Here is a 21,498-nt window from a genome sequence, read left to right as displayed (position 1 = left end):
GCCTCTTTTTTGCGGGTATGTCGTCTACATGCTGCCAAATGCTGCAGTCCAGCACGTTTATCATGCTGATTCCTTACAGGAGCCGACAGGAAAAAACAAGGATATCAGATCATCTGGTGAGCCGTATCGATTTCCGTACCTTCTTCATGCTCTGCATGCTTCCCCTTGCGATGCATCCAGCCTGCCAGCCATGTGCTGATTTCATATAGACCGATGAGCGGGACGGCAACCATTAGGTGCGATACGAGGTCAGGCGGCGAGATCAGCGCCGCAACGATAACCAAAACGACGTAGGCGTAGCGCCTCATGGTATGCAGGATAGCCGGGCTTAATATTCCTATTCGCGTCAGAAACAGGACGATGACAGGCAGCTCGAAGGCAAGAGACAGCGGGATGATGATATTGAACATGAAACCGAAGTACTGGGCGACGCCGTACGTCTCGACGAGGTCCATCTGACTGTTGATTCCCGTCGTAAAAGCGAGGCTCATCGGAAAAACGACAAAGTACGCAAACGCGACCCCTATGAGAAAACATAACGCAGAAAAGGGGATAAACCGAAGGGCCGCTTTCTGCTCGTGGCCGTTCAGTCCCTGATTGACAAACAGCCAGATTTGATGCAGGGCGAACGGCAAGGTAGGAAGCAGAGACAATACGATGCTGATGCTCATATAGATGCGGAGACCGTCCCAGGGCGAGAATACGTTCCAGGTTACCTGAAAGGCCGGCGAATGATGCTTTAACATGGATAACACATGGGGTGCGGCAAACAGGCCTGCCGCCATGCTTAGGAGAAAGACGGCGGCTACCAGAAGGATTCGCTTTCTAAGTTCGGCGATGTGCTCGAGCAGCGTCATGGTATTCTTGAACTCCATAGACTTCGTCACTCCTTTGGTCATCATCGGAAGATCGGCGTGCAGCGCTGTTTTTTCGATTTATTCAATTCCTTCAGTTCAAACGTATTAAATCCCTCCTGCATTTTTTGATGGATTTCCTGAATGCTCTTCACATCCTCAAAAGAATATCTGCGGTTTCCTCCCTTCGTACGCTCCGGAAATATGAGCTTGCGTTCCTCGTAATACCGGATTTGCCTTTCGGTCAATCCGGTCAGTTCGCAAACAACCCCAATACTCATCACCTTACTCTCCATGCTCTTTACCTCCTATGTAAGTATTGTTAACCCTGAGCTTTGTTAATGGCTTGGGATTAAAACCAAAGAAGATAAAACGGTAATAATTTGGGTGAATCCATTCCTTTTTGGAAGGATTTATGACATGATTTTATGAAAAAGAAAGTGAAAAAGCAATCATTTTTCAAAAAATAAAAAACTGTGTGAGGAATTCTAACAAGATTTAAGTCAAACTTTGTTTTCTCTGCTAAGATCGGCTCATGAATCCAATCCAATCCCAAACTAGCGAAGGAGTGAACGAGGGTGGCTACAAAAGAACAACCAAAAGAGATGACCCGGAGACAATTTCTGACGACCGTTGGCAAGGTGGGCGGATCTGTCGCCGTCTTCAGCTTGATGGGTACGATGGGGCTCCTTACGCCGGAAACGTTGAAAGCCGCGGAATATACCCCACCCGGAAAGAATGACCTGCATCTCAGCGGCCGGGGAGGCAAGAAGATCGTTATTCTCGGCGCAGGGATCGCGGGCCTGACGGCAGCGTATGAGCTTGGTCTGGCAGGTTACGACTGCACGATATTGGAGGCAAAGAGCTTTGCCGGCGGGCGTAACTGGACGATCCGCAAAGGAACCTCCGTGTCGGAGATCGGATCCGGCCGTCAGACTTCCCGTTTTGATAACGGACTGTATTTCAATGCAGGCCCGATGCGGATTCCGCAGTTTCACGTCACGCTGGATTATTGCAAGAAGTTTGGCGTAGCCATCGAGCCCTTCAACAACGTGAACGAGAGCGGCTATTACTATAACGAGAACGTGGGGGCTTTATCCGGACAGCGCGTCCCCAAGCGTGCAGCCAAAGCCGACGTACGCGGTTACGTGGCCGAGATGCTGGCCAAAGCCGTGAATCAAAATGCGCTGGATCTGCCGCTGACGGCGGAAGAGAAGCTGAAGCTGGTGGATTATCTGAAGGCCGAAGGCGATCTGAATCCGGACCTGTTCTACAAGGGATCGGAGCGCGGCGGGTATAAGGATGAACCGGGAAGCCGCCTGGATGCCGGCGTTCTCCGCGATCCGTTCGATTTGAAGGCCATCATCAATTCCGGCTTCGGCAAATATTTCAGCAACGAATACGGTTACGACCAGCAGATGATGATGTTTCACCCCATAGGCGGCATGGACGCCATTGTCAAGGCATTTGAGAAACGGGTAGGCAGCCGGATCAAGTACCGGGCCGAGGTAAAGGAAATTCGCCAGTCCTCCTCCGGCGTGCGGATTGTGTATGCGGACGGCCATTCCGGCAGAGACCAGGAAGTACGCGGGGATTACTGCATCTGCACCATACCGCTGACGGTATTGAAGAAGATCCCGGCCGACTTCTCGCCGGAGATGTCCAAAGCCATCGGCAGCGTGGGCTACGCCTCCGCAGGTAAAATCGGTTTGCAGTTCAAGCGCCGTTTCTGGGAAGAAGACGAGTATCTGTACGGCGGCAGCAGCTTGACGAATATGGACATTACGCAAATCTACTATCCGCCGACAGACTATTTCGGGAAGAAGGGGATCCTGCTCGGCTATTATGCGTACGGGGGCATCGCCGATAAACTCGGCAGCATGTCGTATGCCGAGCGCGAGAAACTGGCATTGACGCAGGGGGCCAAGATCCATCCGCAGTATCCGAAGGAGTTCGAGGCCTCCTTCTCGATCGACTGGAAGAAGACCCAATACCAGGAGGGGGGCTGGGTATCCTATTCCGCCAATGATAGGAAAACCTACTACCCGACCCTCTGCAAGCCGGATAACCGCATTTACCTGGCAGGGGAGCATATCAGCTACATTACGGCCTGGCAGGCAGGCGCCATCGAGTCCGCCCGCGAGGTCGTAACCGATATCCATCAACGCGTCATGAAATCATAATGGAGAAGGGAGTCCATAACCCATGAAAAATAAACTGAAGACGTTCCTGGCACTCGCCATGCTGTTCAGTGCCGTAAGCGTAACCGCATATGCCGACGGTGCTTCTGCCCATAAGAAGCCGGCCAAAGCTTTGCCGGCCCCCCAATTTTACGGCAGTCCTACATCCTCGATCTCCAGCGGGGTAGTCGTGCCGGAGGGTTCCTCTTATCTCTATACGAGCGGGACGGTTCCGCCATTGTTGAACAAAGACGGCAAAACGGTTTATGAACGCTATGGCGATACGAAAACCCAGGGGATCGGCATCCTGAAGGAAATCGAGAAGCAGCTGAAGGAGCAGGGATTGACGATGAAGGATGTCGTCTATTTGAGAGTGTACTTGACCCCGGATGCAGCGAAGAACGGGACCTTTGATTATACCGGCTGGTTTGACGCATACGCCCAATTCTTTAATACGAAGGAGAATCCGGTTAAGCCTGCGCGTTCCACCGTGGGGGTAGCCGGTCTTGTGAATACCGATTGGTTGATTGAGATTGAGGCCGTAGCCGTATACCCGAATAAGGATAAGAAAAAGTAAGTTGTCCTCGTTTCGCGAAGCGGCGGATCGAATAGCCGCTGGCTTTCAACATGAACCGTTACCATCACATATTAAAGGAGTTGGGTTCTATGTTCCAAAATGTCGGTTTCGTCGGATTGATGATGATCTTGATTGTCGTGCTCATTCTGTTCGGCCCTTCCAAGCTGCCCGAGCTCGGCCGGGCGGTGGGCCGCACATTGTCCGAATTCAAAGCCTCCGCCAGAGAACTGGTTGGCGAGGATAAAGAGGAGGAGAAGGATAAGGAGAGGGAAAGGGAGGGAGCCGTCATCAAACTGAAAGGCTGATAGGGAAGTTTAATTTCTGCCTTATGCTATGAAAATGGATATCTCTGTACAATCCAAGCTGCTGCCACGGATGGTTGAAGTCCACGGCGGCAGCTTTTTGCATGCGGCACTTTGAGGTATGGTTCGAGAGCGGAAACTCCCCGTTGTCATCGTTTGCCAGGATTCAGAGAAACTCCTGACGGGTATACACAAGTACAGGCAATAATACAATTCATCATCCATTACGCTAAGAGGAGCTGATATTTATGGATAGCAACGTATTTAAAGGGAAATGGAAGCAGATGAAGGGTGAAGCGAAGAAGCAATGGGGCAAATTGACGGATGACGATCTTGATGTGATCGACGGCGAGAAAGATAAATTGGTTGGCAAGCTGCAGGAACGCTACGGGCATACGAAGGACGCGGCGGAGCGCGAATATACGGATTGGAGTGCAAGATACCGCGACTAGTCCACAAGACGATAAGGGAGGCAGTACGAATCATGTTGGAATCCCGTGTTGTGACCGGCAAGGTGATCGATATTCGTGACGGCAAGGTGTTTACCTTACACGGAGACATGGTCAGCACCTATCATTTGGGATACTATGAGATGACGAACGAGGAGATTCTCCCTGTCACGGACAGTCAGCAGGCGGCAGCGCCCGCCGCGGGCTTCATGGCGGAAGAATCTTCCGAGTCCTCCGGCTGGCTCGGCAGGGAATGGAAACCGCTGGCCAGTTTCATAACCGCATGGAGAAAGAGTGCAAATCGAGCCTGATTTGCGCTCTTTTTTTTGACTTTTTAAGCCTGTCTGTCCAGGTAATATGCAATGAGAAATTCATGTGAGTTTTATATTTCAAAAGTCATATTGACTTGGGTCCGATGCGGTGTAGAATGAGGTCAAAAGGAAGTTTGATCAGCCCATTTGAAGACATCGAAGGAGTGTATCAACATCAAGGCTGTCCAGGTTATTCACAAGCCGCGCAAACAGGTTTCGCATCAACGCAAACATTTGATGACGGCCACATGGGAAGGGGTTCCGGCGATCATTTTGCAGACGCTGCTGGGCGGCCCCTTTTTGACAGGGTACTTATTGTACTTAGGCGCGGAATCCAGTGAGGTTGGTTTTGTTCTGGCCGTCACCACGCTGTTCAACGTGCTTCAGATTCTGGTTGCGTACCTGATCCAGCGCTTGCAGTACCGAAAGAAAGCAATGATTGTGTTTACCTTTATGCACCGCATGTTGTGGGGGGCTACGGGCCTGATCCCGTTTATTTTTCCGGAACGATGGTGGGTTCCGGTGTTTATGATCCTTTATATGGGCGCCTTTATTGCCAATACCGTATCCGGCATGCTGTGGACCTCGCTGATTAGCGACATGGTGCCGGCCAAAGTGCGGGGACGTTATTTCGGCATACGCAATACCATCCTGAATGCGCTCGGAGCCCTGACCCTGTTTGTTGGCGGGATCATCCTGGACCGTTATCCCGGCGGCGGGGGCTTCCTGATTCTGTTTATGATTTCTTGGATTGCCATCGCTGCGAACTTATCCATGTTCTTCTTGTATCCTGATCCTCCCTTCGAGCATTCGAGCGAGCGTCAGTTCAGGGCGATGATCCGCAAGCCGCTGTCGGATACCACGTTTATCAAATCTACGCTGTTTCTGGCGGGTTGGCTCTTTCTGCAGACGTTGATTGTTCCGCTCTACTCGTACGCCATGCTGGACGTTCTGCATATTTCGTATTCGATCGTATCCATCATGACCGTTGCGCAGACCGTGATCATGATGATCGGTTTCTATGTATGGGGAAATTTGAATGCGCGTTTCAGCAACAGAACCTTGCTCTATTGGACATTGCCGCTGATTGCGGGGTCGTGCTTGACATGGGGCTTGCTGTCCGTCCTGCCCGTAATTCCGGTGCTGCTGTTATCGCATATGCTGCTTGGTGCCGGCGTAGGCGGCTTTAACCAGCTTGCCTTTAACTTCATGATCGGAGATACGCCGAAAAGCGAACGGCCGATGTTCATTGCCGTATACTCCTCCATCACGGGGTTTGCCTCTTTTCTCGGTCCCATGCTGGGCGGTCTCATTTTCAAAGGGATTGCACATGCGCCCGACTGGGTATCCCGATATGGTTTTCAAACCGCGGTGGGCGTGTTGATGGTACTGATTGCTTTGACGGTGGGGCGGAGAGTGCTTCGTTCCGCTTAGAAGAACGGCAGGCAGCCGATGTCTTTCATGTCATGGATATTTCATATGATGAACGAAAAGGAGGGGTTTCGTTGGGAAAGGTTGCACTCGTAGTCGGGGCCACGGGGCTTGTGGGGCGTTCGGTAACCGACGAGCTGCTGGGCCGCGGGGAGCTTGATGAGGTGCGCGTGCTGGTGCGAAGACTCCCGGAGGTCACGCATCCCAAGCTGCTGCCCATCCTGGTGGAGTGGGACCAGCTGGAAAGATACGGCGACGCTTTTTCCGGCGTCCATAGTGTGTATTGCTGTCTGGGGACCACAATCAGGAAAGCGGGGTCCCAGCAGCAGTTCCGTAAAGTGGATGTGGACTATGTCATCAAGACGGCAGAGCTGGCCAAGCAGAACGGAGTGAGGCAATTTATGGCGGTCAGCTCCGTAGGCGCCAATCCGAAGGTTCGTAATTTCTATCTTCGCACAAAGGGAGAGGTTGAAGAACGGTTGGCCGGAATCGGTTTCCGGGGGCTGCATCTGTTCAGACCGTCGTTATTGCTGGGGGAGAGGCCCGAACGGCGGTTTGGGGAGCGGGCGGCTTCGCTTCTAATGACTTCCCTCGACTTTGCATTCAGGGGTCCGAAGCTTGCCCCATACCGGGCCATTCCGGCGCAGAAGGTCGCCAGGTCCATGGTGAACATCGGTCTAACGGATATGAAAGGCCATCATGTATACACCAATGAAGTGATGCATGTTCTAGGCGAGACCGCTGATTAAATTTGCCAGAGAACCCGCGGCGGATTACAATGTACACATATAGGAATACATAGAAAGGGTGATATATCATGAGTAAACATATCATATCGACCGACAAAGCCCCGGGAGCCATCGGACCATACAGCCAAGCTGTAGAAATCAACGGATTCGTATATACTTCAGGCCAGCTGGGATTGAATCCTGAAACAGGAGAATTCGGTGAAGGGGTCCAGGAACAAGCGAAGCTTTCGCTTAGCAATGTCAAGGCAATCCTTGAAGCTGCCGGGACAAGCCTGGATCAAGTGGTTAAAACCACGGTATTCCTGAAGGATATGAACGATTTCGCGGCGGTGAACGAAGTGTACGGCAGTTTCTTCTCCGAGCCGTATCCTGCGCGCAGTGCCGTGGAGGTTGCTCGTCTGCCGAAGGACGGATTGGTAGAGATCGAGGTTATAGCCGTTAAGAATTAAACGATATGAACGTACAAGGAGCTTTGCCTGCGTCGGCAAAGCTCCTTTTGCTTGTTCCAAATCCTTTCGATGAAAATTCTGAAGAACGAGCCGATGAATCCGGGCTTTAATACCGGGATCGTCTTCGATTGCGCGTGAAGAAGAGCCATATGGCAAATACAAACAAGATAATCGAGAGCACGAAGGCGGTCATTAAAATACTGTCGGTCTCCCGATGCTCGGCGGCGATGGCGATGTAAGCCCAGGTGAAGACCAGCGGTACGATGCCGTCCCGGTATCGCAGTCCGATCAGGATGGCGAGTAAAGCGCCTACGCAGAGCAGGGCGATACCCAAAGCGGATTCGCGCAGCCCGAAGAGGCTCCAGCCATTCTTTTGGAACACGATCCCGACATTGACGATAAAGGCAGGGCACACCCAGCCGATATATAGGCTGAACGGCAGCTTCAGGCAGAATCTCTCGCCGGGCGTCGGATAGTCTATCGCATGCGTGCGCACATATAGAACCCATAGGGTCAGCAGCAGCAATAACATCACAACGACAGACCATTCAATATACAAATAGTGCCATAGTACAAGCCAGGACATATTGAATACGCAGCTGAGAATAAACCATGGACCGATGGATTTGACGGAATCCCGGTTTCCGGAGTCGCGGCGCAGCTGGTAGATGACAAAAAAGAGCAGCAGCACATAGATGACGGACCATATGGAAAAGGCATACCCTGCGGGAGTGATCGCCGTATAATACATATCCGATATCTCCCCGGTCGTTCTGCCGCCCAGCGGCAGCATGCCCGATAACACGTTCACGGTGATAACCCCGAGGAAAAACAGCAGATTCCACCAGCGGTACGGGTTCGTGCGGTACATACAATCTCCTCCTGATATCAGTCTGGACTGACTATATAGAATATACCCAAAAGAATGGATAACGAGCCAGCAGCCAAAAGAAAGGGGGTTATCGTTTCCTTAATTCATATGCTTCTTGCGATATTCGTTCGGCGTGAAACCCTCCATCTTCTTGAACACTTTGCTAAAATATTTCTCGTCCTGGTAACCGACCATCTCCGCGATCTGGGCAATCCGAATTTGGGGATTGAGCAGCAGCGTTTTGGCTTTCTCGATTCGAATCCGACCGAGGAAATCCGATAACGTCACGCCGAATTCCTGCTTGAATTTACGGGAGATGTACTCCCTGCTAAGAAAAAACTTGCCTGCGATCTGCTGCAGCGAAATCTCATCATGATAGTGCTGCTCCAAATATTGGGCTATGTCATGAATGATGTGACTGTCCTTCGAATGGATCTGGGTGAGGACCCGGGATGCCGCGTAAAGCCTTCCGCTGATCTGTTCGCGCCAGCGGTCCCAGCAAATCATGCCATCCTCGCTGTAAGGGAGCGCGGAGGGAAGGTCCTGCGAAATTTCAGCGTCCTCGACGGGCTCCTGCGTGCTTTTCACTTCATTTTCCGTCCAGTGATACTGGATCCAGTCCCATTCCGAATTCCACCTCATCAGATGCTCGGGAGAAACAAGATCCCTCTCGCGAACCTCTTGCAGCCACTCTGCCGTGGCCGCCTCGATGCGCCCCTTGCTCCCGCTGAGCGCGGCCAGCTTGAATTCCTCCTCGTAGGAGGAGAGCCGCAAGGTACGGGAGCCCTCGCTTTCGACGGCGCGCTCACGATGGATGTGGGACTTGCCAGTCAGTAAATTACGGCTGCACAGGGCTTGGACTGCAGTCGAATAAGCCTTGGGCAGATCTTGGGGAAAAGCGCCTGCTTCGGCGGCGCCGAAATGGCTCCGCCTGCGAAGGGTGGAGAAGAACCCGTCATTGATTCGATCCAGCAGGTCGTTAAAGGGAAGACGTGGACTCCAACCGAGCAGGATGATTTCTCCGGGCTTGTCGATATGCCGGAAGGCTACTCCGCGATCCTTCAACAGCTCATTGCAAATGTTGATGAGGGTGAAGGACAGCAGATGCCGCCTATTGCGGAATTTGGACAGCAAAGCTTCGTCAAATTGATCGTCGCGGAGCACGGCAACGTTGCAAGCCATGCCGGTTTCGGGCAGCGTCATCCGGTTCCGCAATTGAGAGACGACGCTTTCCCGGCTGCCGTAACCGTTCACAAGATCCGAGAGCAGGCGGTCCATATAGAATGGGGTCATCTGATTCATTTCAATAGTCTGATTGGTCATATGCAGCCGTTTCTCTTCCTCAAGCCGCCAGGTTTCAACCGCTTTGGCCAGCGCCTCGTTCAAGCTGTCCGGATCCACGGGCTTGAGAATATAATCGATGCCTCCCGAACGGATGGTATGGCGCACATATTCAAAATCATCGTATCCGCTGATGACAAGCACTTTAATATCCGGTTTCGTGGCATGCAGCCAGGTCAGCAGCTCAAGTCCGTTTTTGCGGGGCATCCGCATGTCGGTCAGGACAATCTGCGGTTTCTTCTCCTCGATTAGCCTTACCGCTTCCTCGCCGTCGGCGGCCTGGTCGATCTCCGTTATGCCATGCCGTTCCCAGACTGCCAGAAGCCCTATAGCTTCCCGAACGTGCTGTTCGTCATCTACGATCAATACTCTCATTCTAGTGTTCACTCTCCCGTGGTTTGATATCGAGCGTAACCTTGACGCCGTGGGGCTCTGCATTCTCTATGGTTAATTCAGCATGATTGTTGGAGTACAGGTTCAACCGCATGTATACGTTCAACAGCCCGATAGAATCTTCGCCGGCATCGTTTCGGTCAGGGTGATGAAAGGCCGTCTCAAGTTTGCCGCGGATCGAGGCGAGCTCCACCTCCTCGATGGAAGCCCCGTTATTCTCAATGACAACGATCAAGCGGCCATCCTCCGCGAAGCGGGTGGAGATGGAGATGCGGCCGACGCCGGCGTGCGTGTTCATGCCATGCTTGAAATAATTTTCAACGATCGGCTGCAGGATCATCTTCGGAACCGGTGTCGTGAGGCTCTCCGGATCCACATCCCAGATGATTTCCAGCTGATCGCGGAACCGCTGTTTCTGCAGCTCAAGGTACAGCCGCACATGGTTGATCTCATCCTGAAGCGTCACTTTGCCCTCGCTGTTGCGCATATTGTAGCGCATCATATTCGCCAGCGAAGAGAGCAGGGAATAGATCCTCGGCACGTTGTGCTGCAGGGCCAAGGTGCCGATGGACTGGAGCGTATTGTATAGAAAATGCGGATCGATCTGGGCCTGAAGCGCCTTCAGCTGGTTGGTTTTATTGGCGATTTCCAGCCGGTACTCGCGCAGGATCAGGTTGTTGATGGTATCCATCATCGTTCGGAAGCGTCGGGACAGAATTCCGATCTCATCCGGGCTTGTCACGTCAATATTCACGTCGAGCCGCCCGGTTTTCACCTGATTCATATAGGTTGTGAGCTGTTTAATGGGTTTTGTGATTCGAATCGATATCCATAATGTGCCGAATATGACAATGAATAGCGCTAATATCGCAATAATCGCGTTAATGCTCGTTAATTCCGTCGAATGTTTGTACAGCGTTTGGTGCGGAATTTGCTTGACGAGCGTCCAGGGTGCGTAAGGCAAATCGAGCTTCTCATAGACAATCATCGCATCCTCGCCGTCATAATATCCTCTTTCCGCTTGAGCGATGACGTCCATAAGCTCAGGATCGTCCAGTGCTTGACCTCTCTGCTGCGGATCCGGACCGTATATGATGCTGCCGCTGCTATCAATCAAGTATAGCGCCTCTTCCCCTTTAGCATACAGCTGATCGCATATGGCCAAGATACTGTCGAGTTTCACGTCAATGGCCATGAGGGCATATTGGTCCGGCGCAGGCACGTTGGTGATGGATCGGTAGAAGGTGATCACCTCAAAATCCAGGATGTCCGCGGGCCGCGGAGGGAACCCGTAACTATGCACCTGATGGACGGGCTCGATGGCTGTATTGCCTTCGCCGAACTCTTCTATTTTGCGGTACGGAGCCTGCCGGAATTCCCTTCTTGGCAGATTGCTGGATATCTGGGTGGATTGTCCCGTCAATTGATTGTGCAGATAAATCTGATGAACGTCCTGCGTGCCCGTTTGGATGGCCTGCAAGGTTGCATACAGCTCGGCTACGACCCGGTGGTTATCGGGATCCAGGGCAAGGTTGCGCAAAAAATGGGGATCCGAATAAACGGACAGCGACGCGCGGTCGATGCCGCGCAGATAGTTCATCAGATTGGTCGCTCCTTGATAGATCAGCCGCACATTTTCGTTCACCGTCTGCTCCTTCACGGACTCCCGCGTATGCGTAAACGTGATGATTAACGAGAGCAGGAGCGGGATGGTCGTGACGGCGAGCATGAACGTGATCAGCCGGGTCTGGATGCTGCGATATTTCATGAAGGATCACCTCGGAATTATCGAATGGGCATAAGCGCGTATGGTCAATATTTTACACCTAACGGTTCATGATTCTCCGTGTTTATTGTTTACAGGTTACCGCATAATAGCTGTACATCATACAACAACTTAACGAAAAGGGGAGATCAAGGGATGAATCGAAAAAAATCTTCGGCGCTGCTGCAGCAGTTTCTTTTCGTAGGGCCTTCCACCATATTTTTCATCCTCATCATGATCATTCCGTTCCTCCTGGGTCTTTATTATTCCTTCACGAACTGGAATGGCGTGTCAAGCAAAATCGATTTTGTCGGCTTTGATAATTTTGTTACCATCTTTACCAACGATGATAAATTCCGGGATGCTTTCTGGTTTACGACCCGGTTTACGGTGCTTGGCGTCATCCTTACGAATCTTCTAGGATTTATTCTGGCGTACTTTTTGACAAAGCCTTTGAAGACACGAAACGTGCTGCGGACGATCTTCTTCATGCCAAACGTCATCGGCGGCCTGCTGCTCGGTTTCATCTGGCAGTTTATCTTTGTCAAAGGGTTTGCGGCGATCGGCAATGCCACGAACCTCGGATTCTTTAACCTGCCTTGGCTCGGCACAAAGGGAACTGCCTTTTGGGCAATTGTAATCGTTTTCGTATGGCAGACGGCGGGGTACCTGATGGTCATCTACATCTCCTCGCTTAACAATGTGCCAAAGGATATTCTGGAGGCTGCCGAAATCGACGGGGCGAGCAGGGGGCAGGTACTGCGGTCCATTATCATCCCGCTTGTGATGCCGGCGGTTACGGTATGTTTGTTCCTGGCGATCTCCTGGTCATTCAAAATGTTCGACCTGAACCTATCCCTGACCAAAGGCGGCCCGTTCGGCTCGACCGAGTCGGTGGCCATGAATATTTACAACGAGGCCTATACGAATAACCGTCTCGGACTCGGAACGGCGAAGGCTGTCATATTCTTCATCGTGGTTGCCATCATAACAAGCCTGCAAGTCCGATTCACGAAGAGCAAGGAGGTTGAAGCCTAATGGAGACCACAAGAAAATACCGGCTGAACACCATGGCCACCGAGATCATCATGGTCATCGTGGCATTGCTCTTCCTAGTCCCGTTCTACTTCCTGTTCGTGAACTCCGTCAAAACCTTCGGCGAGCTGTTAACCGATTCGGCGGGGCTTCCGACCACGTTCGAATGGAGCAACTATTCGCGGGCGTGGGACATCACGAACTTCCCGCAGGCGTTCTGGAATTCGCTGGTCGTTACGGTGGCGAGCAACCTGCTGCTGGCGATGTTAAGCGCCATGACAGCTTACCAGATGGTTCGCCGCAACACGCGTTTTAACCAGATCATGTTTGCGCTGTTTGTGGCGGCGATGGTCATTCCGTTCCAATCGATCATGATTCCGCTCGTGAAAGTGACGGCAACGCTCGGCATTAACAACAGCTTGTACGGGCTGATTATCTGTTACCTGGGCTTCGGGGTTCCGCTGAGCGTATTCCTGTTCCATGGCTTCGTGAAATCGATCCCGATGGAGATCGAGGAAGCCGCGACCGTGGATGGCTCCAGCGGGTACGGCGTATTCTTCCGGGTGGTTTTCCCGCTGATGAAGCCGATGTTCGTGACGGTGATCATCCTGAACACCTTGTGGATATGGAATGACTACCTGCTGCCATCCCTGATTCTGCAGTCTGCCGAGCTTCGGACGATTCCAATTGCTACTTTTGCCTTTTTTGGGCAGTATACCAAGCAGTGGGATTTGGCCCTCCCGGCGCTGGTGCTGGGGATCATGCCGGTCATTCTGTTCTTTCTGGCCATGCAGAAGTACATCATTGAGGGAATTACGCAAGGAGCGGTGAAAGGATAACCGCCAAACGGTCAATTCCTTCCCCCTCAAAGATCAATATAATACCTGATTTAACGAAAATAGGTTGATTATACTGAAAAAGTAAACGCTATCAACGAATGTTGGACACGATGTTATAGAAAAAAAAGGGAGGTTTTACAATGAAGAAATACGGTAAGCTGCTCCTGGTCATGATTTTGGCTTTCTCCACGCTGCTTGCAGCCTGCGGCAACAATGAGGACGGCAGCCAAGGCGCTGAAGGCGGTGCCGAGGGCGGAACGAAAACGATTAAGATTTTTCAATTTAAAGTCGAAATCGCCGAGGCTTTGAACAAACTGAAGGCCGAGTACGAAAAAGAGCATCCCGGCATCAAGCTGGATATTCAAACGGTTGGCGGCGGCTCCGATTACGGTGCGGCGCTGAAGGCGAAATTCGCTTCCGGCGATGAGCCCGACATTTTCAACGTCGGCGGATACCGCGATCTGGAGACATGGTTTGAGAATGTCGAAGATCTCTCGGACCAGCCATGGGTGAAGGACGTTGTTGACGTTGCCAAAGTACCGATGACAAAAGACGGTAAACTTTACGGACAACCGATGACCATCGAAGGTTACGGATTCATTTATAACAAAGACTTGTTTGAGCAAGCGGGAATCACCGAACTCCCTAAGACGCTCACGGAGCTTGAGGAAGCTGCCAAAAAGCTGCAAGCGGCTGGGATCACGCCATTCGTGAACGGATACCAGGAAACCTGGATTTTGGCCAACCACTTGCTGAACATTCCGTTCGCCCATCAGGAAGATCCCGATGCATTCGTCAAAGGAATGAATGAAGGCACGGAGAAGCTGGTTGGCAACGCGAAGTTCGATGAATGGATGAGACTGTTCGACCTCACCGTCCAATACGGCCAGAAGAACCCGCTGACGACGGATTACAACACGGAAATCACGACCTTTGCCAGCGGTGAAGCGGCCATGACCCAGAACGGGAATTGGACGCAGGTGCAGATCGACGGGATCAACCCGGACCTGAACATCGGCCTTCTGCCGATGCCGATCAATGACAACGCCGAAGAGAACGACAAGCTTCCGGTCGGCGTGCCGAACAACTGGGTCGTGAACAACAAATCGAAGGTGAAGGACGAAGCCAAGGAATTCCTGAACTGGCTCGTCACTTCCGAGACCGGTAAACGCTACATTACGGAAGAGTTCAAATTCATTCCGGCACTGACCAGCATCGAGGCGAACAGCGAGACGCTTGGCGATCTGGGGAACGATGTCATGAAGTACAGCCAAGAGAACAAAGCGCTCAGCTGGGAATTCAACAAATTCCCGGACGGCGGCATGAATGAATTCGGCAGCCAGATGCAGGGTTATGTGGCTGGCAACGTGGACAAAACCCAATTGTTCGAAGGCATTCAGAAATCATGGGACAGCTTAAAGGCGAAGTAATCGCGAGGTCGGCACGAGTGCCATCCGAATGATTATGGACGTCAAAAAAGACGGTGCAGGACGAACCTGCACCGTCTTTTTGTTGTGGAGGCTAATAATTATTGCGAATCAGCAGGTAAATAATAAGACCTACCACAGGGAAGAACAATAAACCCAGCACAACAAGAATCGCGAACTCGGGACTGCGCCCTTTCCGCCGGGCATCGTTATAACCCCATACGCAGACGGCAATGTGAAGAAGAAAGAAGAACAATCCCAGCAATAAAGCCGCAATCCCGAAAATACCAAAGCCTATAAAACTCATAAATGCAAGACCTCCCGAACTCTTAATGTATGATCTTCATACGCCGGATCAGCGGAAGGGTCGCATAAAAAATGCACGCTTCGAAAATTTGGGCGGCAAGAATCAACGGGAGACTGCATAAGAACAAGGATTTTTCATTACTCTATATAATAGAAGAATTCGCTATGCAATACATAGATCATAACGAAATAGTAAATACATGGTATGATAAAGGTTGACGTTATTTTGGCGATGGCCATAATCCGTATCGTTTTGAAATTAGGATGCTATCGTATAAGATAGTAATAATATCTATAAAGCAGGAAAAGACGGGAGACAACGATGAATCAACCGCTCTATGGCGTATGGTTAGGTGACGTATTCTTTTGTTTTTCCGGTGAGGTTTCGGAGCCCCGAGTGGATGCATGGAGCAGAGTGGTCCGAACCTTTCGCAAACCGGATGGAACCCGTCCCTTCGCTAACGCTTCCCTCCGGCTTGCCGAGCTCAGATATCCGGCCAAAGTCCTCGGATCGAAAAGCGCGCGGCGTCCGGAACGGAAGACGCTTGGCGGACGGACGATGGAAGGGCTTGCGCTGACACCGGGAGACGCATTCTCCATGCTGGTTTCGCTGGATCCCGAGCATACCCAAGCTCAGGGTTTGGCCGTCGGCGAAGAAATGGAATATTGGGTGCAAGCGAGCAGATTCGCATTGGAGCTGTTATTGCAGGGGAGGTTTGCACCAGGGACGGCGGAGGTGCCTTCCGCCGGAAGGCGCAAAACGTCGATGCACACGATAAAAGCAGTATGGAAACCGCAGCTGAATACCGAGGATACGGCCCGTTTTCTGCAGCTGGCGGCGAATATTCCTCCTATTGCCATCGGGACGCCTGCAGCGCTTGCCGGAACCGATCCTTCCACGCGGGAGGAAGCGGGGGCGATCGTGCTGTATTCTTTCCTGTGCGGCGTGATCGACAGTCAAGCCAGGGCTGCCGTTCGCGAATCGGAGGACAAGCTGAGGGCCTATCTGGCGAACTACCGGAGGGGACAATCCCCGCTTACCGAGCTGTGGTGGAACAGTCTGTTGACGGTCAGTCGGGATATTCCCATTCAAGGAACGGCGGAGGAAGTGGGCGAGCTGGAGGAAGCCGTAGAACGGGTCGGGGGGACCGTGTTCCCTTACGCCGGCGGGGAGGATCAGCCTCCTGAGAACGGAACCCTTGCCCTTGGGCTGCGGCTCGAACCGCCGCTGGAAGAGAGCCGGAAGGACTGGAAGGTAACCTTCTGGGCACGAAGCCAGGAGGATGAAGGCTTATTGATGCCGGTCCGGAGCGTATGGGGAAGTCCGGAATCCGATCAGCTGCTGCGCGGACGGATGTATGCTGGGGCCCAGCTGCAGCTGCTCATGAGGCTGGGAGAAGCCGCGGCGCTGGCTCCCGAGCTGGCGGAAGGCTTGTACGGGCGCGCTCCGGAGAGCGTCACCCTGCCGCTGGAGCGGTTGTCGACGTTCATGAAGGAATCGGTTCCGAGATTAACGGCGAGCGGCGTTACGGTTCAAATGCCGTCCCGCTGGAGCAGGGAAGGACGCCGCCGCGTCGGCTTATCCCTCAAAATGATGCCGGATGCAAGATCGTCAGGCGAAGCACAGTCGACGCCGGTGCTCGGAATGGAGCATCTGGTCAGCTTTCAAATATCCGCCGCGATGGGCGGCCATACCCTGACGCGAGAGGAATTGAAATTTTTGGCCGAACAGAATCTGCCTTACGTCCAGTTCCGCGGGGAATGGGTTGAGGTGGATTTGAAGGAGATCAATCAGGTGCTGCGCTTCATGAAACGCCATGAGAAGGGCGAGATGGAGCTTGCCGAATGGATGCACCTGAGCGCCGAAATGGATGGAGAACGCTTGTGGAAGGGGCTCTTCATCGAAGAAGTGGAGACAACGGGCCTGCTGTCCTCCCTGCTGGACGGGGAAACGGTGCGCAAGCTGCCGTCCCGCCCGATCCCTTCCTCGCTTCACGGAGAGTTAAGGCCGTATCAGGAGCGGGGATATCAGTGGCTAAGCGTGATGCGCGATTTGGGTTTTGGCGTTTGCCTTGCCGACGATATGGGGCTTGGAAAAACGGTGCAGGTCATCACTTGCCTGCTGGAGCGCCTCAATACCGAAGCCGCGGGAGACCCGGTGCTGATCATTTGCCCGACCTCGCTTCTGGGTAACTGGCAGCGGGAGATTCAGCGATTTGCGCCGGATCTGACCTTGCATGTGCACCACGGCGTCCGCCGTCTGCGCGGAGACGATTTCCTGCAGGAGGCGGCCGATCATGATATCGTGCTGACGACGTATCACTTGGCCGGAAGAGACGGCGGGGACTTATCCGCGATCCAGTGGTCGAGCGTGGTGCTCGATGAAGCCCAGTATATTAAAAATTATCGTACGAAGCAGGCGCAGAGCGTCATGAAATTATCCGCGCCGCACCGCATTGCGATGACGGGGACGCCGGTGGAGAACCGTCTGGCGGAGCTGTGGTCGATCTTCCATTTTCTCAATCCGGGATATCTCGGATCGTTTAACAGCTTCCGTCAGCGCTATGCGCCGGGCGAAGGGCAGCAGGAGAGATTCCGGGAGCTTCACAAGCTGGTTTCTCCATTCATGCTGCGCAGACTCAAGAGCGATCCGGACATCCGCAAGGATCTGCCGGAGAAGCTGGAACTGAAATCGTATTGTCCGCTGACCGAGGTTCAAGGGGCGATGTATCAAGCCGTCGTCGACGAGATGATGGGACAGATCGAGAGCCGGACGGGCATGGCGCGCAAGGGGCTTGTGCTTTCATCCCTCACCAAGCTGAAGCAGATATGCGATCATCCGCAGCTGCTTCGACGCGACGATGGACGCGCTGTACGTCCCGAGTCCTCCGGCAAGATGGAGCGCATGCTCGAAATTCTGGACAGCATCGCGGACGTGGGAGAATCGGCGCTGATCTTTACCCAGTATGTGGGCATGGGCGAGCTGTTGGTGAGCATGCTTGGACGTAAATACGGAAAACAGCCGTATTTCCTTCATGGAGGGGTGCAAAAACGCGAACGGGATGAGATGGTACGGGCGTTCCAGGCAGGCGAGGGGACGGAGTTCTTTGTCCTGTCGTTGAAAGCCGGTGGCGTAGGCCTGAATTTGACCCGTGCGAACCATGTGCTCCACTATGACCGATGGTGGAACCCGGCGGTCGAGAATCAGGCGACGGACCGCGTATTCCGGATCGGGCAGAACCGCAACGTTCAGGTGCACAAGCTGATTTCCCAAGGAACGCTGGAGGAGAGGATCGACGAGCTGATCGAACAGAAGAAGGCGTTGTCCGAGCAGGTGGTCGGGTCGGGCGAAACCTGGCTGACGGAGATGTCGGACGGCGAGCTCCGCCAACTGATCGAGCTTCAGGAGCAGGATTGGATGTAACCGAAAATGCCGGTCCGCGGATGGCATCATGCCTACCAGGCGGACCGGTAAGCGAATGGAATGTAAGGAGGTGCAGGCTATGGAAACTGCGGGATTAGCCGAAGGGCTCAGACTCGAGATCGAACCGGGATGGTTGAAGGGAAAAGCGGATGGAGACATCGAATCTTCGGAGACTTATGAGGTCAGCGTTCAGGTGGAGAAACTGGATCCTGCCGCCCGCGAGGCGGTTCTGGCTTATCTGGAGGAAGACCCGCAGGCGCTGTACCGCCTGCTTGCAGGTCAGGACGCCCCTTGGCTGGATGAACTGGCGCCATCCCCCCTGCGGGGCGGAGAGCTTGCCGCCGAAGCGCGCTGCACATGCGGCCGAGCGGCTTGCGGGCATGCCGCAGCCTTGCTGGCTGCCGCAGCCCGGCGCCTAGCGGCAGAGCCGCTCCAGCAGCTGACGCTGCTGGGGCTGCCGCGGGAAGCGCTGCTGGCCGGCGTCTTCGACGCCTGGGCCAAAGCAGCCCCGCTGCCGGCAGGCGGCTCTGCCGCGGAGTCGGCCGCCCGCGCGAAGGAGAAGGGACCGTCCGGTCCTTCTCCGGGCGAATGGGTGGCCGAAGCGGCGGCCGAGGGCCGCTTGCACCGGCCCGGCCCGCAGCTTAGCGAGCTGGCGGTGCAGCTGTCGCCGCCGCCTCCGGCGGATCAGCTCGGCCCGGCGGGCGACTGGACAGGCTTGCTGCCGGGCGTTCGCGGCGCGTCCAAAGCGCTTGCCCTGATCGCTCGCGGGGCGGCCAAGCAAGCGGACCAGAAGCGCCGCAGCTTGGAGCAGCCTTCGCCATAGCTTGGACATCCATTGCAGAATGGTATGGAATTCGATAAGAGCGGCGCCGTAAATCGAGGCAAGCTGCCGAATACCTGACGTAAACGGTGTAAATCCGTCATGATTCGTCAGCGGCTCGTTTGTCCTGTTTATTCCGAATAAGGTACAATGGGGGCAGGACAAACTGTGGGAAAGGAAGTAGCAGAGATGAATGCATTTTCGGGAAGAGGAATCCGGTTTACAAGCGTAATGCTGTCATCCCTGCTGTTAGCAGGGGCCATTCTGGCGGGATGCCAATCCGACGATGCCGGCTCCGGCAAGGAACAGGGGCAGGAATTGCAGTCGCCGGCCGAGGGCCAGGAAGGCAGCACGCTTCCTGAAGGCGGATCGGAGAATGGGGAAACGGGGGCTGAGAATCAGCCGGCGGATCCGGTCATGGCAAAGCGCAGCGAGAATGCACTCCAGGCCACCATCCAGGAGAGCGGCGGCAAGCAGGTCGTGACCAATGCGGAGGCCGTGACGGTAGTCGTGAACAAGCAGCGGAGTTTGCCGGACGGCTATGAACCGAGTGATCTTGTGGAGCCGGCCGTTCCGTTTTCTTTTGACGAGCCGCACGAGAAACGGCACCTGAGACAAGAAGCGGCGGATGCGCTCGAGGAATTGTTCGATGCGGCCAAAGCGGACGGCATCGAGCTTCGGGCCGTATCGGGATACCGTTCTTATGCCCGTCAAAAAACCATATATGAGAACAATGTTCGTACCAAGGGGGAAGCCGAGGCTAACCGCGTAAGCGCTGTGCCGGGTACGAGCGAGCATCAAACCGGCCTGACCATCGACGTATCCAGCCCTAGCGCGGGCAATGCGCTGGAGGAAACGTTCGGCCATACGGAGGAAGGGCAGTGGCTGGCGAGCCGCGCGCCGGAATTCGGCTTTATCATTCGTTATCCGGAAGGGGCCGAGGATATTACCGGCTATGTATACGAGCCTTGGCATATCCGTTACGTAGGAAAGGATTTGGCACCGGATATCGCCGACAGCGGCCTGACGCTGGAGGAGTATTTCGACGAAGCGAACATTAAACTGTAAGCTGTGCTAATAGTCGTAGGATAAACGGGACTTTTTATCCTTGTACCGCGGCTTGCGAATCTATAAAGTAGAACAGGACCTGCGCAAGACCGGGCGATGTTCTAGTTATACAAAGGAATCCCGGAGCGGCTCGCTCCGGGATTCCTTTGTTTTTGGACTGAAGCATTCGGATTACTTATTCAGTGGCGAGTCTTCATAACCGGGATCATCGTAGCCGGTATCGTTCAGCTTGCCGATGATGTTCATATCCTCGATGGTTTTGCGGGTGCGTTCATCCCCATGTTCGTGGAGAAAGGTGTAAAGATTAATCGTCCGTTCATCGTATTCCTCGGCGGCATCGTCATGATCTGCCGATTTATATGGGACGAACGTCCGTTTAAAAGCATACCGGTCGCTGCTGCTGACCTCATGGAGCAGCCCCCTCAGCTTCGAGACCTCTTCATCATCCATATATACGACATATTCGTTCGTATCGTTCGGTACATCCTGGATCAGGTTGTGATTGACTGAAACATAATACGTCTTTTTATCGTTTGTCATGATAAATCCCTCCAGACTTCGGCAGCTCAAGGCTGCACGGAATAGGATACGGGGTTTAAACCGGCCGCCGTCCCTTACTATGCATTTTTCTAATCATATACACGTTCGGGGGCCGGATGAATCAGAAGCGAAGTTGGAAGGGGCTTCCTTTTTCACATGGGGCAAGGAATTTGGTATGATAGAATCACCATGACGGCAGTATACTGGACGATGAGGATCATTTCATGACACATGAGCAAATCTGCGAACTGCAAAGAAACATGGGGCAGCCGGTTTATGGCTGGCTATAAATCGTTTATAACCTTGATGAAGAGATATGACAATGTGCCGGCGTACCGCCGGTGAATCGGGATATGAGAAAGAGGAG

Annotated in this window: 21 protein-coding genes; 14 read left to right on the top strand and 7 right to left on the bottom strand. The window is 53.4% G+C overall.

Annotated features, from left to right (window positions below; translation table 11 throughout):
* Positions 1-104: 104 nt before the first annotated feature.
* Positions 105-875: a twin-arginine translocase subunit TatC gene (gene tatC / locus RB297_RS18965; RefSeq protein ID WP_375121133.1), complete on the bottom strand. Its 771-nt coding sequence runs from the start codon at positions 873-875 to the stop codon at positions 105-107.
* A 23-nt stretch (positions 876-898) separates the two neighbouring features.
* Positions 899-1,150 carry a MerR family transcriptional regulator gene (locus RB297_RS18960; RefSeq protein ID WP_012818886.1) on the bottom strand — a complete coding sequence of 84 codons (252 nt, stop codon included), beginning with the start codon at positions 1,148-1,150 and terminating at the stop codon, positions 899-901.
* 282 nt (positions 1,151-1,432) lie between these two features.
* Here RB297_RS18960 and RB297_RS18955 point away from each other — a divergent pair, with 282 nt between their 5' ends.
* The 8 genes from RB297_RS18955 to RB297_RS18920 all read left to right on the top strand — a co-directional run bounded on the left by RB297_RS18955 (position 1,433) and on the right by RB297_RS18920 (position 7,302).
* Positions 1,433-3,037, top strand: coding sequence for a flavin monoamine oxidase family protein (locus RB297_RS18955; protein ID WP_096777111.1), 1,605 nt, complete (start codon positions 1,433-1,435; stop codon positions 3,035-3,037).
* Between the two features lie 22 nt (positions 3,038-3,059).
* On the top strand, positions 3,060-3,611 hold the full coding sequence (locus RB297_RS18950; RefSeq protein ID WP_096777110.1) for a RidA family protein: 552 nt from the start codon (positions 3,060-3,062) through the stop codon (positions 3,609-3,611).
* 89 nt (positions 3,612-3,700) lie between these two features.
* A complete protein-coding gene (locus RB297_RS18945; RefSeq protein WP_012818889.1) occupies positions 3,701-3,916 on the top strand; it encodes a twin-arginine translocase TatA/TatE family subunit in 216 nt (71 codons plus the stop codon).
* A 245-nt stretch (positions 3,917-4,161) separates the two neighbouring features.
* Positions 4,162-4,365, top strand: a complete 204-nt coding sequence (locus RB297_RS18940; protein ID WP_009593042.1) for a CsbD family protein — start codon at positions 4,162-4,164, stop codon at positions 4,363-4,365.
* Positions 4,366-4,397: 32 nt separating this feature from the next.
* Positions 4,398-4,673, top strand: coding sequence for a hypothetical protein (locus RB297_RS18935; RefSeq protein WP_012818890.1), 276 nt, complete (start codon positions 4,398-4,400; stop codon positions 4,671-4,673).
* Positions 4,674-4,820: 147 nt separating this feature from the next.
* A complete protein-coding gene (locus tag RB297_RS18930; protein ID WP_096777109.1) occupies positions 4,821-6,107 on the top strand; it encodes an MFS transporter in 1,287 nt (428 codons plus the stop codon).
* Positions 6,108-6,178: 71 nt separating this feature from the next.
* Positions 6,179-6,853, top strand: coding sequence for an NAD(P)H-binding protein (locus RB297_RS18925; RefSeq protein ID WP_375121132.1), 675 nt, complete (start codon positions 6,179-6,181; stop codon positions 6,851-6,853).
* 68 nt (positions 6,854-6,921) lie between these two features.
* Positions 6,922-7,302, top strand: a complete 381-nt coding sequence (locus RB297_RS18920) for a RidA family protein (protein ID WP_009593048.1) — start codon at positions 6,922-6,924, stop codon at positions 7,300-7,302.
* Positions 7,303-7,408: 106 nt separating this feature from the next.
* Here the strand turns inward: RB297_RS18920 and RB297_RS18915 are convergent, their stop codons facing one another.
* From RB297_RS18915 to RB297_RS18905, 3 genes are all read right to left on the bottom strand, one after another.
* Positions 7,409-8,173 (bottom strand): tryptophan-rich sensory protein, encoded by a 765-nt coding sequence (locus tag RB297_RS18915; RefSeq protein WP_375121131.1) that lies wholly within the window; start codon positions 8,171-8,173, stop codon positions 7,409-7,411.
* A gap of 99 nt (positions 8,174-8,272) precedes the next feature.
* Entirely contained in the window at positions 8,273-9,889 is a 1,617-nt protein-coding gene (locus RB297_RS18910; RefSeq protein ID WP_375121130.1) for a response regulator, read from the bottom strand.
* 1 nt (position 9,890) lies between these two features.
* The gene (locus RB297_RS18905; RefSeq protein WP_375121129.1) at positions 9,891-11,675 is read right to left on the bottom strand and encodes a sensor histidine kinase; all 1,785 of its coding nucleotides are present in this window, start codon (positions 11,673-11,675) and stop codon (positions 9,891-9,893) included.
* A 153-nt stretch (positions 11,676-11,828) separates the two neighbouring features.
* On the opposite strand from RB297_RS18905, the gene RB297_RS18900 reads away from it, so the two are divergent.
* From RB297_RS18900 to RB297_RS18890, 3 genes are all read left to right on the top strand, one after another.
* Positions 11,829-12,710 (top strand): carbohydrate ABC transporter permease, encoded by an 882-nt coding sequence (locus RB297_RS18900; protein ID WP_009593034.1) that lies wholly within the window; start codon positions 11,829-11,831, stop codon positions 12,708-12,710.
* Positions 12,710-13,546, top strand: a complete 837-nt coding sequence (locus RB297_RS18895) for a carbohydrate ABC transporter permease (protein WP_012818896.1) — start codon at positions 12,710-12,712, stop codon at positions 13,544-13,546. Before RB297_RS18900 ends, RB297_RS18895 begins: the two co-directional genes overlap by 1 nt.
* A gap of 140 nt (positions 13,547-13,686) precedes the next feature.
* Positions 13,687-14,976 (top strand): ABC transporter substrate-binding protein, encoded by a 1,290-nt coding sequence (locus RB297_RS18890; protein ID WP_375121128.1) that lies wholly within the window; start codon positions 13,687-13,689, stop codon positions 14,974-14,976.
* A 91-nt stretch (positions 14,977-15,067) separates the two neighbouring features.
* Here the strand turns inward: RB297_RS18890 and RB297_RS18885 are convergent, their stop codons facing one another.
* Positions 15,068-15,280, bottom strand: coding sequence for a PLDc N-terminal domain-containing protein (locus RB297_RS18885; protein WP_096777103.1), 213 nt, complete (start codon positions 15,278-15,280; stop codon positions 15,068-15,070).
* A gap of 321 nt (positions 15,281-15,601) precedes the next feature.
* On the opposite strand from RB297_RS18885, the gene RB297_RS18880 reads away from it, so the two are divergent.
* The 3 genes from RB297_RS18880 to RB297_RS18870 all read left to right on the top strand — a co-directional run bounded on the left by RB297_RS18880 (position 15,602) and on the right by RB297_RS18870 (position 20,591).
* Positions 15,602-18,703 carry a DEAD/DEAH box helicase gene (locus RB297_RS18880; RefSeq protein ID WP_375121127.1) on the top strand — a complete coding sequence of 1,034 codons (3,102 nt, stop codon included), beginning with the start codon at positions 15,602-15,604 and terminating at the stop codon, positions 18,701-18,703.
* Between the two features lie 79 nt (positions 18,704-18,782).
* Positions 18,783-19,526 (top strand): hypothetical protein, encoded by a 744-nt coding sequence (locus tag RB297_RS18875; RefSeq protein WP_096777101.1) that lies wholly within the window; start codon positions 18,783-18,785, stop codon positions 19,524-19,526.
* A gap of 186 nt (positions 19,527-19,712) precedes the next feature.
* Positions 19,713-20,591 carry a M15 family metallopeptidase gene (locus RB297_RS18870; RefSeq protein WP_096777100.1) on the top strand — a complete coding sequence of 293 codons (879 nt, stop codon included), beginning with the start codon at positions 19,713-19,715 and terminating at the stop codon, positions 20,589-20,591.
* Between the two features lie 171 nt (positions 20,592-20,762).
* Here RB297_RS18870 and RB297_RS18865 read toward each other — a convergent pair whose 3' ends face one another.
* On the bottom strand, positions 20,763-21,131 hold the full coding sequence (locus RB297_RS18865; RefSeq protein ID WP_012818902.1) for a hypothetical protein: 369 nt from the start codon (positions 21,129-21,131) through the stop codon (positions 20,763-20,765).
* Between the last annotated feature and the right edge of the window lie 367 nt (positions 21,132-21,498).

The organism is Paenibacillus sp. CR_12 (assembly GCF_041953985.1).
In the GTDB taxonomy this organism is placed as follows: domain Bacteria; phylum Bacillota; class Bacilli; order Paenibacillales; family Paenibacillaceae; genus Paenibacillus_AQ; species Paenibacillus_AQ lautus_A.
The sequence above is the reverse complement of the archived record's forward strand: the minus strand, read 5'-3'. Positions and strand labels throughout refer to the sequence as shown.

What these genes read in the sequence shown, in the direction of transcription:
- RB297_RS18915 (WP_375121131.1), bottom strand. Translation starts at nt 8,173, where the DNA reads ATGTACCGCACGAACCCGTACCGCTGGTGGAATCTGCTGTTTTTCCTC.
- RB297_RS18905 (WP_375121129.1), bottom strand. Translation starts at nt 11,675, where the DNA reads ATGAAATATCGCAGCATCCAGACCCGGCTGATCACGTTCATGCTCGCC.
- RB297_RS18895 (WP_012818896.1), top strand. Translation starts at nt 12,710, where the DNA reads ATGGAGACCACAAGAAAATACCGGCTGAACACCATGGCCACCGAGATC.
- RB297_RS18890 (WP_375121128.1), top strand. Translation starts at nt 13,687, where the DNA reads ATGAAGAAATACGGTAAGCTGCTCCTGGTCATGATTTTGGCTTTCTCC.
- RB297_RS18900 (WP_009593034.1), top strand. Translation starts at nt 11,829, where the DNA reads ATGAATCGAAAAAAATCTTCGGCGCTGCTGCAGCAGTTTCTTTTCGTA.
- RB297_RS18865 (WP_012818902.1), bottom strand. Translation starts at nt 21,131, where the DNA reads ATGACAAACGATAAAAAGACGTATTATGTTTCAGTCAATCACAACCTG.
- RB297_RS18940 (WP_009593042.1), top strand. Translation starts at nt 4,162, where the DNA reads ATGGATAGCAACGTATTTAAAGGGAAATGGAAGCAGATGAAGGGTGAA.
- RB297_RS18950 (WP_096777110.1), top strand. Translation starts at nt 3,060, where the DNA reads ATGAAAAATAAACTGAAGACGTTCCTGGCACTCGCCATGCTGTTCAGT.
- RB297_RS18960 (WP_012818886.1), bottom strand. Translation starts at nt 1,150, where the DNA reads ATGGAGAGTAAGGTGATGAGTATTGGGGTTGTTTGCGAACTGACCGGA.
- RB297_RS18880 (WP_375121127.1), top strand. Translation starts at nt 15,602, where the DNA reads ATGAATCAACCGCTCTATGGCGTATGGTTAGGTGACGTATTCTTTTGT.
- RB297_RS18885 (WP_096777103.1), bottom strand. Translation starts at nt 15,280, where the DNA reads ATGAGTTTTATAGGCTTTGGTATTTTCGGGATTGCGGCTTTATTGCTG.
- RB297_RS18935 (WP_012818890.1), top strand. Translation starts at nt 4,398, where the DNA reads ATGTTGGAATCCCGTGTTGTGACCGGCAAGGTGATCGATATTCGTGAC.
- RB297_RS18920 (WP_009593048.1), top strand. Translation starts at nt 6,922, where the DNA reads ATGAGTAAACATATCATATCGACCGACAAAGCCCCGGGAGCCATCGGA.
- RB297_RS18870 (WP_096777100.1), top strand. Translation starts at nt 19,713, where the DNA reads ATGAATGCATTTTCGGGAAGAGGAATCCGGTTTACAAGCGTAATGCTG.
- RB297_RS18945 (WP_012818889.1), top strand. Translation starts at nt 3,701, where the DNA reads ATGTTCCAAAATGTCGGTTTCGTCGGATTGATGATGATCTTGATTGTC.
- tatC (WP_375121133.1), bottom strand. Translation starts at nt 875, where the DNA reads ATGGAGTTCAAGAATACCATGACGCTGCTCGAGCACATCGCCGAACTT.
- RB297_RS18910 (WP_375121130.1), bottom strand. Translation starts at nt 9,889, where the DNA reads ATGAGAGTATTGATCGTAGATGACGAACAGCACGTTCGGGAAGCTATA.
- RB297_RS18875 (WP_096777101.1), top strand. Translation starts at nt 18,783, where the DNA reads ATGGAAACTGCGGGATTAGCCGAAGGGCTCAGACTCGAGATCGAACCG.